A 13,464-nucleotide genomic window follows, 5' to 3' on the forward strand; every position below is an offset into this window, starting at 1 on the left:
GGCTACTGTATCCGAACAAAAATGTTTCACGTGGAACACTATTGTTACCGGGGCCCATACACTTTCAGCAACAGCTCATTATACGACTCCAACAGTGCAATATACTTCTGCTGGAGCGTCATGAGCTGTTTAGTCAGGTCAGTGTCCGTTACGGGGGGTGAGGACACCCGCTGTAATGGCTGCTTTACACCTGTGTTTGTTACAACATCCGATACACGTGTAACGGAAAATGGTAAAGCTGTTTGCTGTAACGATGTAAAATCATTCGAGAAATCATGCGCAATAATGTCTCCCACTTTCTTTACAAAGGTGTAATCAAGGGTTTCCTCCTTGAATTTACGGTATATCGTAGGACGTGTAATACCCAGCTCATCAACTATACGCGTAATCGAAATTCCGCTGTTTTTGATGGTTTCTTGCAGGATTTCACCTTGGTGTAACATGTGTAAGCAGAGTAACGAATGAGGGAGTATGTAAATATACGCTGTATCAAACAACAAAGGTGTATTACAGAAACCGTACAACAAGAATACACTACTTTACACTTACATATTTTACAACGTATTAAATTTTACACTATTACATACTGTAACAGAACGTAGCTATGGATTTTACACATCGACCCTGGGCTTCGCCGTAAAAGAAACGCCTCGTTACACTGGAGCAACGAGGCGTATGGGATGTGTGGTAGGTAGTAAGGAGGCTGGGTTAGCCTGCCAACAAGGCTAGTAGCCGGTTGGGGTAATCAGTAGTAATGCCCAATGGCTGGTACGCAAGTAGGCGTTTCATATCGGCGGTTTCATTCACTGTCCAGGGTACATAAGCTATGCTTTGCTGGCGCAGGTAGGCGGCAACGGCCTCAGTCAGGAGGTGAAAATTCGGCCCCAATACGTGTGGATGGAAGCCCAGCTCGCGCAGGTGTTCCGGCACTGGCCGCTCATCTTCTATCAGCAAACACAGGCGCAGGTGAGGAGTCCGCTCCCGGGCAAGTTGCAGAATACGCTTATCAAAGGAGAGCAAAGTGGTGCGGGAGTAGAGATCCAACGCCTGCAATTCGGCCAGTAGCAACTCCACGAATTGCGCCGGCGCTGGATGCCAAATACCGTCGCCGGACGGCATACTTTTCACCTCTATACTGAACTGCACCGGTGGCAATTTCAGTTGGGCCCGGAGCGCATCAATGGCAAATACCACTTCCCGGAGCAAGGGCTTGTACGTGGGTATGGGCTGCTGCTCCGGGAAAAGCGGATGCTGCGTACTGCCGCAATCATACTCCCGGATACGGGCGTAGGGCATGGAGTACAGATTATGCTGGAGCTGCTCCGCGGCCGGTATTACGGCTCCCAGAGGAGTGCGGCAAATGGCGGCCGACATCCACGGTTCATGCGACACAACCAGCTGGTGGTCGGCTGAAACCACGATATCCAGCTCCAGCGCATCAACCCCCAGCTCCGCGGCCCGGTAGAAAGCCGGTAGGGTATTCTCGGGAAGCAGACCCCGGCAGCCCCGGTGTCCGTGAATTTGGGGTCGATGCAGCCCGGTGTGGGGCAGTATGGTAGCCATGCGCAGACGGATTAAGAAAGTTTTTGGAGCCGATTTTATGGGTAGCGTATACGCACTACGGCAACTTTTCAGCAGCTTATCCCCATGAAAAAAACTGTTCTCATTCTGCTTATGCTGGCTTTGGCGGCAGGCGGTTATTGGTACTACCGCAAGCTGAGTACTGGCCCGGAATACTCGCTCATGCAGGCGTACAAAGCCGTAACCGACCATGATGCCGCCGCCTTTGAGCGCTACGTGGACGTAACCAGCGTGACGGGTAGCTTAGTAGACCAGGTAGCCAGCCAGGGTAGCGCCCTGGGCATATTGAACCCTGGGGGCATGGCCATGAAAGGTGCCCTGCGTCTGTTGAAACCCCAACTGGCGCAGGCCGCTCGGCAGGAAGTAAAACGCTACGTAGAAACCGGCTCGGCCACGGCAGCTACCGAGGCCACTCCTAAGCGCCTGGTGAACGTATCCATTCTAGGCCTAGCCGACAAAGTAGTGGGCCAGGGTAGCAGCTTCAAGGGGGTGAAATACTCGCGGGAAGAGGGCGAGCAGGCCTTCATCGGACTGGAGTTTACCCAGCCCCGCTACGATACCACGCTGGTGCTAGAAGTAAAAATGCAGGACCGCGGCGACCATTGGCAGGCCACGGAAATCACCAACACCGGCGAAATTCTGCAGCACGTAGCACGCATGGAAAAGCAGCATCTGCTAGGACAGTAACACCTCACTGCACCCTAGAAACAAAAAGCCCCGGCGCAGAAATTGCGTCGGGGCTTTTTGGTATTAGCTAAGGCAGCTGTGGCCTTATACAACGCCGGTGTTCGACTTACCGCGGCCGGAGAACATGTAATAGATGATCAAGCCCAAGAAGGGCATGAAGTAGATAATGGCCAGCCACAGGATTTTCTTACCAATTGTCCAGGGCTGACGGAATACGTCGAACATGGCCAGCACATCCAGCACTAGAATGATAATCCAGATAAAGCGCGTATTGCCGTACTGGTCATATTTGCTGCAACTGGAGAGGGCCAGCATAAGGGGCAGGGCGAGCAGTGAAGCCGGCGGGAAGCTGATGTTTTTGAGCAGCTTGTTCATGGTGTAGGGTGTGTTAAGTGGAGAGATTTTCACACCGATGTACGGCCAACATTCGAAATGGATATATCATATCACATATATTATATATTAAACACCTGATAATCAACGCATTAAAACAAAAAGTCCTGAATCTGGGACCAGAAGATGCTGCCTACCCGGGGCACCAGAATAAACGTGAGCACCAGCCCGTATAAAGCCCCGTAAAAGTGGGCGTCGTGGTTGATGTTGTCGCCCCGGCGGCGGCCCATGTAGTAGGAATAGCCCAGGTAGAGGAAGCCGAAAATAAAGCTGGGAATTTCGAAAGGCAGGGGGAAAACCAGCATCTTGCCCAGGGGATTAAACAGAATGGCCGAGAAGATAATCGACGATACGCCGCCCGAAGCGCCGAGGCTGCGGTAGCCCGGGTCGTCGCGGTGGCGCAGGTAGGTGGGGATGTCCGACACCACGATGCCGCCCAGATACAGCAGCAGAAAGTACAGGATGCCAGTGGTGGGCCCGAATAGCTGCAGGAAGATATACTCCACCGTCTGGCTGAAGGAGTACAGGGCAATCATGTTGAAGAGCAGGTGGCCGAAATCGGCGTGCAGAAAGCCCGAGGTAACGAACCGATACCAGTCGTTGTCGCGCTTCACGCGGTAGGGGTCCAGCACCCAGCTTTCGTAGAAGTTCTGGTTGGACCAAGCGTATAAGGAAATGCCGACGGTTAAGACGACCATCACCAGAGTTGGGGAGAGTTCCATGGGAAGAGAAAAGTAGATGAAAGGCCCGGCGTAACCGGGAATTATTGCTCGCGCTCCAGTAGCTGCAACGCCAGCTGATGCAAGGGCGTTTTGCGCGTTTCGGGGGCCGTTACGCGCTCCAGGTGCTGCAAGGCATCCAGGAAGTGGGTATTGATGAGGGCTTCCGTCTGGGGGCGAATTTCGAGCTCATCGTACACCGCGCGCACGGCCTGCACCTTGGCGTCAGCATCGGGCACGGGCTGGCCGATGTGCCGGGCCAGGGTGGCGCGTTGCGCTTCGTTGGCCTGGGCGTGGGCCGTGAGCAGGAGGTAAGTCTTCTTGTCGCTCAGGATGTCGCCGCCCACGCGCTTGCCGAAGGTGGCCGCGTCGCCGTACACGTCCAGCAGGTCGTCGCGGAGCTGGAAGGCCACGCCAATGCCCACCCCGAACTGGCGCAGGTGGTCGGCATCCTCACGGGAGGCACCGGCCAGCAGGGCGCCCAATTCCAGGGCAAAGCCCAGCAGCACGGCCGTTTTCAGCCGGATCATACCCAGGTACTGGTCGATGCTGACCTCGGTTTCGGTTTCGAAGTTCATATCCCACTGCTGGCCTTCGCACACCTCGGCGGCGGTCTGGGAGAAGCGGCGGAGCACGTGGGCCAGCAGGTGCGGGGGCACGTCCAGCAGCAGCTCGTAAGCCCGCACCAGCATCACGTCGCCGGAGAGGATGGCCACGTTGGGGTTCCACTTTTCGTGCACGGTAGCCTGTCCCCGGCGCAGGGGGGCCTGGTCCATCAGGTCGTCGTGGAGCAAGGTGAAGTTGTGGAAGACTTCAGTGGCCAGGGCCGGCTTTACTATGGCGTCCAGGTCGTCGGTGAAGAGGTGGGCGCCGAGCAGGGTAAGCACGGGCCGGATGCGCTTGCCGCCCAGCGCCATGATGTAGCGAATGGGCTCGTAGAGGGTGGTGGGCTGCTCGCCGTAGGAGAGGCCGGAAAGGCCCGTGGCAAGTTTATCGGTGAAGAAAGAAAGGTCCACGAATGGCGGGGTCAAGGTTGAGGCCGGCAAGGTACGGCGGGTTGCGGGAAGCCGGGGAAACCGGCCGGGGTGGTGTACGAATGACGCCCGTCTCAGGCCAGGCTGTTCTCTGGAGCTGTACTTTCAGCCCATGAAAAAGATACTTGGGTTGCTGGCCGGCATGATGCTGGTTCTGTTCACCGTTGCCTGGGCTACCAGCCGCCCCGAACGCACGATGCACAACATTACCGCGGCCCTGGACGCGGGGGACCACCAAGCCCTGCAGCAGTGGGTAGATCTGCCCGCCGTGCAGGCGAGTCTGGCCGGGCAGTATGCCCAGTTCCTGGCTTTCAAGATGCGCAACTCCCCCGACTGGCGCGCCATTGAGGCCACGGGTACCGATGAGCGACTGGCGCGGGAGCTAATGGCGGAAGTGGTAACGCCGGAAGGTCTGCTGCGCCTCCTGCGCGGCGACCATCAGCTGGTGGTTGGCCGCCTCAATGCCGATAACGTGATGGAGGCAACGTTGGCAACACCCCTAGCCAACCGCACGGAGCAGCAGCCGGAAAAAGCGTCGCCGTTCCGGTACGCGGTGCTGTTTACGGACACAGCTTCCCGGCAGCCCATGATGCGGCTGACGCTTACATTTAACGGCGTAGCTTGGCGCCTCACCGGCGTGCAGATACCCATGTGGGGCAAGCTCTACACCGAGTAGTTTCCGGCGGCGCGGCCCCAGTCCGGACCCGCACCCAAACAGTCAAAGTCCAGACGTTTTCAGCCCCGCCATTCCCGCCCATGAAGACGCTGTTACCCCCGGCCGCTGCCCTACTTACGGCCCTGTTCAGTGCCAACCCTGCCACCGCCCAGAACTCCTACAACTGGTGGGATGCCCGGCCGCCCGCGCCCGTTACGCCCCCTCCGCGCCCGGCCCGCAAACCGGCCGCCGTTGCAGCCCCCGCTACTTCGATAGTTATCGACTCGCTGCCGCTTACTACCGGCAAATACACCTACGTGGAAGTCATGCCGGTTTTCCCCGGTGGGCAGGAGAATATGCTGAACTTCCTCCGGAAGAACCTGCAACGTCCCCGCGGCCCCCGGCAGCGCGGCCGGGTACTGGTGAGCCTGGTAGTGGCCGCCACGGGCGAGGTTACCGATGTGCGGGTAGCGCCGGGCCACGGCCTCTCCCCAGCCTATGATGCCGCGGCAGTGGAGTGCGTGCGCCGGCTGCCCCGGTTTACGCCCGGCCGGCGTGAGGGCAAAGTGGTGTCCACGGCCCTCACTGTTCCGGTGCTGTTCTGAGGCTGGTACCTACCACCAAAAACGCCCCCGGCGCACGTAGCACCGGGGGCGTTTTTGGTAGTGTACAACCTGGGTTTGAGGTCGGATTAATTAGTTCACCTGCCTCGTTCTCGCAGCTTAGCGACGGCGCTTACTGCCCCCGCCCGACTTACCGCTGCCACCGGGGCGGCCGCCTTTGCTGCTCTTTTCGGGGCGGTAGCCGCGGCGGCTTTCCCGGCCGGCGGCGCGTTCCTCCTGCTCCCGCCGTTTCACGGCATCGGGGCGGTTGTCTACCAGCTCGAAGTCAATGGTACGGTCCAGCAGGTTGGCGGCTGTTACCACCACCTGCAGCTCGTCGCCGAACTGAATGATGCGCTTGGAGTTCTTACCCACGAGCCGGTAGTTATCCTTATCCAGCTCGTAGTAGTCGCCGGGGATGTCGGCAATGCGCACCATGCCTTCGCACTTGTTCTCCTCAATTTCCACGTACAGGCCCCGCTCCGTCAGGCCCGACACCACGCCCGTAAACTGGTCGCCGATGCGGTCCTGCAGGAACTCCACCTGCTTGTATTTGATGCTGGCCCGCTCGGCATTGGCGGCCAGCTTTTCGCGCTCCGAGGAGTGCTTGCACTCTTCCTCTATTGGCTCCACTTCCATGTTCTTACCGCCCTCCAGGTAGTGCTCCAAGAGGCGGTGGGCCATCATGTCGGGGTAGCGGCGGATGGGCGAGGTGAAGTGCGAGTAGTGCTCGAAGGCCAGGCCGAAGTGGCCGCGCGGGTCGGTGGTATAAGTGGCCTTGGCCATGGTCCGGATGGCCAGCGTTTGAATGACGTTCTGCTCCGGCCGGCCCACTACCTCGCTGCTCAAATCGTTCAGCTCTGCGCTTAGCTTCTTGGGGTTGGAGAGGTCCAATTGGTGGCCAAACTTCTGGGCGAAGAGGGCGAAGTTCTGCAGGCGGTCCTCGTCGGGAGCATCGTGCACGCGGTACACCATAGTCAGGCGGGGCTTGCGGGCCTTGAGCTTGAACACAAACTCGGCCACCTTGCGGTTAGCCAGCAGCATGAACTCCTCAATCATCTTGTGAGCATCCTTGCGCTCCTTCACGTACACGCCCAGGGGCTTGCCCTCGGCGTCTAGCTTGAACTTTACCTCCTGGGTTTCGAAGCTGATGGCCCCTTGCTTGAAGCGGGCCGCGCAAAGCTTTTTGGCAATGCTGTTCATCAGCTGAATCTCGGCGGTGTAGTCAGCTTCCAAACCCTCGATGCGCTCCTGGGCTTCTTCGTAGGCGAAGCGCCGGTCGGAGTGAATGATGGTTTTGCCAAACCAAGAGCTGTAGAGCTTACCGTTCTCATCCAGCTCAAACACGGCCGAGAAAGTGAGCTTGTCCTCGTGGGGGCGCAGGGAGCAGAGGCCGTTGCTGAGGCGCTCGGGCAGCATGGGAATCACCCGGTCCACGAGGTACACGGAGGTGGCCCGGTAGCGGGCCTCCTTTTCCAGGGCCATGCCGGGGCGCACGTAGTGCGTTACGTCGGCAATGTGCACCCCAATTTCCCAGTGCCCGTTTTCGAGCTGCTGAATGCTGAGGGCATCGTCGAAGTCCTTGGCATCAACCGGGTCAATGGTGAAGGTAGTGATGTTGCGGAAGTCGCGGCGGCGCTCAATCTCGCTCTGGGGGATTTCCAGCGGGATGCTTTCCGACTCCTCCTCCACCTCGGCGGGGAACTCAAACGGCAGCCCAAACTCCGCCATGATGGCGTTGATTTCGGCCTCGTTCTGGCCGGCCTGCCCGAAGCTGCGCTTCACCGCTCCCACCGGCAGGTGGCCGGTGTCGCCGTCCGGAAACTCAGTAATCTGCACCAGCACTTTGTCGCCGTGCCGGGCGTCGTGCAGCTGCTCCTCGGGCACCATCACCTCAAAGTACACCTTGCGGTTGTCAGGCTTCACGAAGCCCGTAGTGCCCTGCATATACAGGCGACCCACCAGCTCGGGGCGTACCCGGTTGGTTACTTCCAGCACGTCGCCCACGGGCTTGCCGTCGCGGGAGCCGCGCAGGCGCAGGCGCACCGTGTCGCCGTGCATGGCAAACTTCAGCCGGTCGGTAAACACGCGCACGTCCTGCTCACTCTCCTCCGAAATCACGAAGGCATAGGAGGAAGTAGCCAGGGCCACGGTGCCGGTAATTACCTCGCCCCCACCCTCGGGGCGGTTGCGGCGGTGGGGCGTGGAGGGTTCGTCGGCGTTGGGAAAGTCAAAGCCAGCCGAGCGGCGACGGTGCACCACGGGGTCTTGGCCGAACTCCGTTTCCACGGGGCGGCCCGCGCGACGGTTGGTGGCGGCAAACGGCTCCCGCTCATTGCGGCGCGTTTTGCGGCCACTGGCGGGCTCGGTAGCAGTGTAGGCAGCACTGGCATCCGTGAGGCGGTACTCGTCGTTCTGGAGCAGCGTGAGCAGGCCTTTTTTCTTCAGGCTTTTCAGGTGCTCAAAAATATCCTCGCGCTGCTCCTTGGTAGTTACCCCAAGGCGGCGGGAAAGCTGGCGGTAGGAAAGAACCTTGCCGGGGTTGTCGCGGAAAATGCGAAACACCAGATCAAGGGAAATAGTGGGGGCAACGGCTTCGTTGCGGGAGGCTGCCTTCGCGCGGGAGGCGCGGGGGGCGGCGGGTTCGTCTTTTTCTTTCATGTAGAAAAGGGGCCGCCAGAAGATGTCGTTTTCGCAGGCGGCGGGGTTGAGTAAGTGGGAAACTGGTAGTACTACGTAGTTCCCTGGCGTAAAGTAATCCAGCCCGGTACTAGGCTTCGGAGAGATGATACGGAATATAGCGCGGAATAACTATTCCGGGGTAGAAAGCGAGGGTTAAGATTGTATTGCGCGGGCCAAAGCGCCTAGCACCGTATGCCCGAAATCAGCAGTGCTCCACTCCTTCAAATCGGATACTTGCCCGTCGCCCACTTCCACTACCACCGGATGGCCGGCAGCAGTGAAGGCAACATCCAGGCTATAGTATAGGCGAGGCTGTAGCAGCGCAAGTACCGGCCAAAGCTCGTCGGGCAGTGAGGTAGCGGCTGCACCGTAGGCCACGCCATCCACCACAAAGAAGCGCCGCTCGGAACCGGCTTGCAGCGGGGTGAACTGCCGTATGAACAGCGGCTCCGTTGCCAATAGTTCATGCACCCGACATAGTCGCATCCATTGCTCCTGCGAAGCTACCACGGAGTCGGTGCCAAACGACTTCACCAGCCCTTTCACGAAGTAGCGCTGCCCGGCTGAAAAGTCGGGCAGCGTGGCGGCCGTACCGAAAGCACTCGGAAAGGTAAATGGGTGGATGGCGTCGTACCAACCCGAAGCCTGGTGTGAAGCCAGGTAGCTAGCCGTTGATACTCGCAAAGCTACCCGTGTCGTCAGCAACTCATATTCCTCAGCGGAGAGCATCCAACCTCGATAAATGGCGGGCTCGGCTGTTGCAGTCGTCGACCACAGGCGCGGAGCTTCGCTGTCGTACAGACTTACCGCCCACCCCTGCTCCCGCGCCCACGCGCACTCCGGTTCCCACAGCGGGTCCACGGTACGCACTTCGTAAGGCAGTGAGGGGTAGATGAGGTGCATAGTTCGGTTGGCGAAGTGGAGCCACAACTTATGAGTTCTTCCTACGCCCGGCTGGCTACGGCGGCCTGGATGTCGGCGGGAGTGTCCTTGGGAATGGCGGCCAGCAGCTGACGGGTGTACTCGTGCTGGGGGTTGGCGTAGATGGCGGCGGCGGGGCCACTCTCCACAATCTTGCCTTGGCGCATCACCAGCAGCCGGTCACTCATAAAGCGGGCCACCGAGAGGTCATGGGTGATGAAGAGGTAGGTGATGCCGAACTCCCGCTTGAGGTCGTTGAGCAGGTTGAGCACCTGGGCCTGCACCGATACATCAAGGGCCGATACAGACTCGTCGCAGATGATGCACTTGGGCTGTAGGGCCAGAGCCCGGGCAATGCAGATACGCTGGCGCTGGCCGCCGCTGAACTCGTGGGGGTAGCGCATGTAGTGCTCCTCCTGCAGGCCCACCGTGCGCAGCAGCTCCAGCACTCTGGCTTTCTGCTCCGCCCGGCTACCACCCACCTTGTGCACGCGCATGGGTTCCAGAATGGCCTCGCCCACGGTCATCATGGGGTTGAGGGCGGCGTAGGGGTCCTGGAATACCATCTGAAACTCCCGCCGCTTCCGGCGCAATTCCTCGGCGGGCAGCGTGGCCAGGTCAACCCCATCAAACAGAATGCTACCCGACGTCGGCTCCACCAGCCGCAGCAAGGTCCGGCCCAGGGTAGTTTTACCGCAACCCGACTCCCCTACTAATCCCACGGTTTCGCCAGAGTAAATATCAAAACTCACCCCATCTACAGCCCGCACAAATTCCTTGGTGCGGTTGAAGAAGCCCTTACGAATAGGAAAGTGCACGTTCAGGTTTTCCACCTGCAGCAATGGCTCAGAGGATGTGGTCCGACCAATTCCCGTAGGGTTGGTTCGACCACTGTCGTTGCTAAGGCTGAGGCTGATGGGGTTGTCCTCGTTCAACGGGAGTGGTTCTACAAACCCCTGCGGGGAATTTGTAGGACCACTGGTGATAGGCAACGGCTGACCTGATTCTAACCCAGGAGCCGATTCGAGACCAAATTGCGGTTCCACAGGCCGTGAAACACGATGTTCCACGGGGAACGTTTTGGTGGTTTCAGCACCGCTTTGAGAGGCCGAATCTATACTTTCACCTGCAACAGCCTCAGTTACTTGCGTAGCGGCAGTTTCAGTGGTAATAAAGCCTCCATCGGCCGTTTCACGCATGAAATCGGCCACCACGGGAAGTTTTTTTCGCCCTACCGATAATTTTGGGCGGCAGGCCAGCAAACCCTTGGTATAGGGGTGCTGGGGGTTGGTGAAGATGTCGAGTACGTAACCCTGCTCCACCACCCGGCCGCGGTACATTACCAGAATTCGGTCGGCTATTTCGGCTACCACGCCCAGGTCGTGGGTGATGAAGATGAGGGCCGTGTTGTGCTGGCGGCGCAGGTCGTTCATGAGGCGCAGCACCTGGGCCTGCACGGTCACGTCGAGGGCGGTGGTGGGCTCGTCGGCAATGAGGATGGCGGGGTTGCAGGCCATGGCCATGGCAATCATCACGCGCTGCTTCTGGCCCCCGCTGATTTCGTGGGGGTAGCTACTGAAGATTTTCTCGGGGCGCGGCAGCTGGGCCATTGTAAACAGCTCCACGGTGCGGGCTTCGGCCTCCTTGGCGGTGAGCGTGGTGTGCAGACGCAACGCCTCTACCACCTGACTGCCGCAGGTGTACACCGGGTTCAGGGAGGTCATCGGCTCCTGAAAAATCATGCTGATGTCGTTGCCACGCACCTGCTGCAACTGCTTATCCGTAAGCGTCAGCAAATTCACCTCCCCCAGTGCCTCACTCTGGAATCGGGCTTCGCCGCTCACAATCTGACCGGGGGGCAGCGGAATAAGGCCCATCAAGGCCAGGGAGGTAACCGACTTACCCGAGCCCGACTCGCCCACAATGGCCAGCGTTTGGCCCCGATGCAGGTCAAAGGAAATATCCTGCACGGCCCGCGTGGTGCCCCGGTGGCTGTGAAAGTCGATGGTGAGGTTGCGAACGGACAGAATGGGCTGGGACACGGCGACGAGAATCGAAGCGGAAAAAGGTAAAGATAGGCCGGCACACGGTAGCTTGCCCGGCCTGTTTCGCGTAAGCATTGGTTGGTTGTTCGGGCCAGCATACTGAAGCTGTGCAACAAGCCACACCCATTGTCATCGTGAGCGGAGCGCAAGACCTTATTACGGCTGAACACTATTATGGCTACGTGATAAGGTCCTCCGCTGCGTTCAGGATGATAAATACCCGGAAAAAGCCAGCTTCCCCGACAGCCGCAACTCCTACCTTTCCGAACTATTATCCTCCTCTTCTTAATTACTCATGCAGTACCGTAAACTTGGCAAAACCAGCTTCAATGTTTCCGAAATCAGCCTCGGCACCTGGCAGGTGGGCGGCAAATGGGGCGACCCATTCAGCCACGACACCGCCGACGCCATCCTCAACAGCGCCGTTGATGCGGGCATCAACTTCATTGATACCGCCGACGTGTACGGCGACGGGGAAAGCGAAAAGGCCGTGGGCCGGCTCGTGCGCAGCCGCTCCGAGCGGTTGTACGTGGCCACCAAGTGTGGCCGCCAGCTCCAACCCCACACCAACGAGGCCTATCAGCCCGCCGCTCTGCGCCGGTTCGTAGAGAACAGCTTGCGCAACATGCAGCTCGAAACCCTGGACCTGATTCAGCTGCATTGCCCGCCCACCGAGGTATTTTACCGCCCCGAAATATTTGAGCTGTTTGACCGGCTCAAAGACGAGGGTAAAATCCTGAACCTAGGCGTAAGCGTGGAAAAGGTGGAAGAAGGTCTTAAAGCCTTGAACTTCAGTAATGTCACCACCATCCAACTCATTTTCAATATGTTCCGGCAGCGCCCCGCCGAGCTGTTATTCCAGGAGGCAAAGCGCCAGGATGTGGGCCTGATTGTGCGCGTGCCCTTGGCCAGCGGCCTGCTCACCGGTAAGTTCTCGTCCCAAACCACCTTCTCCCCCGACGACCACCGCCAATTCAACCGCGACGGAGCCGCCTTCGACAAGGGCGAAACCTTTTCGGGCGTGGACTACGAAACCGGCCTGGCGGCTGTGGAGGAGTTGAAGAAGGTGTTTCCCGACCAACCCAACCTAGCCCCAATAGCGTTGCGCTGGGTGCTGATGTTTGAGGAAGTAAGCTGCGTAATCCCCGGCGCCTCCCGCCCCGACCAGCTACACTCCAATCTGCAGGCCGCCGAGCTACCCGACCTTTCACCAGAGCAAATGCAAGCCGTAAAGGCTATCTACGAGCAGCGCATCAAGCCACTGGTGTATAACCTATGGTAAAAAGTGGCCAAGAATTGCCGTTCCAAACGGAGTGAGAAAGTTGGATTGATCAGTATAAAGTCACCCAACTTCTTCACTCCATTCGCAATGACCTTCAACAAAAAAGCCCGCTGGAACCGTTCCAGCGGGCTTTTTCACCTTAATAAGGTTATTCTACACTACTTCCGAGGCTTCAGCGTCGCGGCGGGCCTGGGCAGCTTGGGCATCGTCGGCAGCCAGTGGGTGAGCAGCTTCGTAGTGAGCGAAAAAACGGCTTTGGAACAGCAGAATCAGCGCTACACCCACGAAAATAGCCGAATCGGCAATGTTGAAGATGGGCCAGAGCGAGACGTGCGAGCCGCCTACCAAGGGCCAGGAAGCCGGCAGGATTCCTTCGTAGATATCCACGTACAGCATGTCAATCACCTGCCCGTGAAACCAGGGAGTGGGTGAACCATAGGGAGCGTTATTGTAGATGATACCGTAAAAAATGGAGTCGATGACGTTGCCCAGGGCCCCGCCCAGAATCATGGCAATGCACACGAGCAGGCCGCTGGGGGCGCGCTGCTTCCATAATTTGTAGATGTAGTAGGCAATGCCCGTCACGGCCACCAACCGGAAGCTGGTAAGCAGAATTTTACCGTAGGGTGGCGGCAACTCTACCCCGAAAGCCATACCCGGATTCAGCGTGTAATGCAACTTAAACCAGTCGCCGAGCAGCGGAATTTCGCCGGGCATGCCCATGGGCATATAGCGGTGCACAGCCCATTTCGAAAGTTGATCAATGACGATGACCAGCAGGGCCACCAAGTAATACTTCCAGTATTTCATGCAGTTGTGAGGTGAGAGGCAAGAAGTGAGAAGTGAGACTTCGGGCCTGACAC

The 13,464-nt window shown here is 58.6% G+C and carries 13 protein-coding genes; 4 read left to right on the plus strand and 9 right to left on the minus strand.

Features of this window, described 5'->3' with window-relative positions; genetic code table 11:
• Nucleotides 1-44: 44 nt before the first annotated feature.
• Both ABIB60_RS15435 and ABIB60_RS15440 read right to left on the minus strand, forming a co-directional pair.
• Nucleotides 45-443, minus strand: a complete 399-nt coding sequence (locus ABIB60_RS15435; RefSeq protein WP_354581128.1) for a helix-turn-helix domain-containing protein — start codon at nucleotides 441-443, stop codon at nucleotides 45-47.
• A gap of 265 nt (nucleotides 444-708) precedes the next feature.
• Nucleotides 709-1,563 (minus strand): glycerophosphodiester phosphodiesterase family protein, encoded by an 855-nt coding sequence (locus ABIB60_RS15440; RefSeq protein ID WP_354581129.1) that lies wholly within the window; start codon nucleotides 1,561-1,563, stop codon nucleotides 709-711.
• Between the two features lie 84 nt (nucleotides 1,564-1,647).
• On the opposite strand from ABIB60_RS15440, the gene ABIB60_RS15445 reads away from it, so the two are divergent.
• The gene (locus ABIB60_RS15445) at nucleotides 1,648-2,268 is read left to right on the plus strand and encodes a DUF2939 domain-containing protein (protein WP_354581130.1); all 621 of its coding nucleotides are present in this window, start codon (nucleotides 1,648-1,650) and stop codon (nucleotides 2,266-2,268) included.
• An 84-nt stretch (nucleotides 2,269-2,352) separates the two neighbouring features.
• Here ABIB60_RS15445 and ABIB60_RS15450 read toward each other — a convergent pair whose 3' ends face one another.
• From ABIB60_RS15450 to ABIB60_RS15460, 3 genes are all read right to left on the minus strand, one after another.
• On the minus strand, nucleotides 2,353-2,676 hold the full coding sequence (locus tag ABIB60_RS15450; RefSeq protein ID WP_354581131.1) for a PLD nuclease N-terminal domain-containing protein: 324 nt from the start codon (nucleotides 2,674-2,676) through the stop codon (nucleotides 2,353-2,355).
• 77 nt (nucleotides 2,677-2,753) lie between these two features.
• Entirely contained in the window at nucleotides 2,754-3,383 is a 630-nt protein-coding gene (locus ABIB60_RS15455; protein ID WP_354581132.1) for a rhomboid family intramembrane serine protease, read from the minus strand.
• A 41-nt stretch (nucleotides 3,384-3,424) separates the two neighbouring features.
• Nucleotides 3,425-4,396, minus strand: a complete 972-nt coding sequence (locus ABIB60_RS15460; RefSeq protein ID WP_354581133.1) for a polyprenyl synthetase family protein — start codon at nucleotides 4,394-4,396, stop codon at nucleotides 3,425-3,427.
• Between the two features lie 130 nt (nucleotides 4,397-4,526).
• Between ABIB60_RS15460 and ABIB60_RS15465 the strand changes: the two genes are divergently transcribed.
• The gene (locus tag ABIB60_RS15465) at nucleotides 4,527-5,090 is read left to right on the plus strand and encodes a DUF2939 domain-containing protein (protein WP_354581134.1); all 564 of its coding nucleotides are present in this window, start codon (nucleotides 4,527-4,529) and stop codon (nucleotides 5,088-5,090) included.
• An 80-nt stretch (nucleotides 5,091-5,170) separates the two neighbouring features.
• Entirely contained in the window at nucleotides 5,171-5,674 is a 504-nt protein-coding gene (locus ABIB60_RS15470; RefSeq protein ID WP_354581135.1) for a TonB family protein, read from the plus strand.
• A gap of 117 nt (nucleotides 5,675-5,791) precedes the next feature.
• On the opposite strand, the gene rnr is transcribed toward ABIB60_RS15470, so the two are convergent.
• The 3 genes from rnr to ABIB60_RS15485 form a co-directional block, all read right to left on the minus strand.
• On the minus strand, nucleotides 5,792-8,332 hold the full coding sequence (gene rnr, locus ABIB60_RS15475; protein WP_354581137.1) for a ribonuclease R: 2,541 nt from the start codon (nucleotides 8,330-8,332) through the stop codon (nucleotides 5,792-5,794).
• A 174-nt stretch (nucleotides 8,333-8,506) separates the two neighbouring features.
• Nucleotides 8,507-9,256, minus strand: coding sequence for an ATP-grasp domain-containing protein (locus ABIB60_RS15480; RefSeq protein WP_354581138.1), 750 nt, complete (start codon nucleotides 9,254-9,256; stop codon nucleotides 8,507-8,509).
• A gap of 41 nt (nucleotides 9,257-9,297) precedes the next feature.
• A complete protein-coding gene (locus ABIB60_RS15485; protein WP_354581139.1) occupies nucleotides 9,298-11,316 on the minus strand; it encodes an ABC transporter ATP-binding protein in 2,019 nt (672 codons plus the stop codon).
• A gap of 298 nt (nucleotides 11,317-11,614) precedes the next feature.
• On the opposite strand from ABIB60_RS15485, the gene ABIB60_RS15490 reads away from it, so the two are divergent.
• Nucleotides 11,615-12,601 carry an aldo/keto reductase gene (locus tag ABIB60_RS15490; RefSeq protein WP_354581141.1) on the plus strand — a complete coding sequence of 329 codons (987 nt, stop codon included), beginning with the start codon at nucleotides 11,615-11,617 and terminating at the stop codon, nucleotides 12,599-12,601.
• A gap of 153 nt (nucleotides 12,602-12,754) precedes the next feature.
• Here the strand turns inward: ABIB60_RS15490 and ABIB60_RS15495 are convergent, their stop codons facing one another.
• A complete protein-coding gene (locus tag ABIB60_RS15495; protein ID WP_354581142.1) occupies nucleotides 12,755-13,411 on the minus strand; it encodes a lipoprotein signal peptidase in 657 nt (218 codons plus the stop codon).
• Nucleotides 13,412-13,464: the final 53 nt, after the last annotated feature.

The organism is Hymenobacter sp. UYP22, from assembly GCF_040547285.1.
Classification (GTDB): Bacteria; Bacteroidota; Bacteroidia; order Cytophagales; family Hymenobacteraceae; genus Hymenobacter.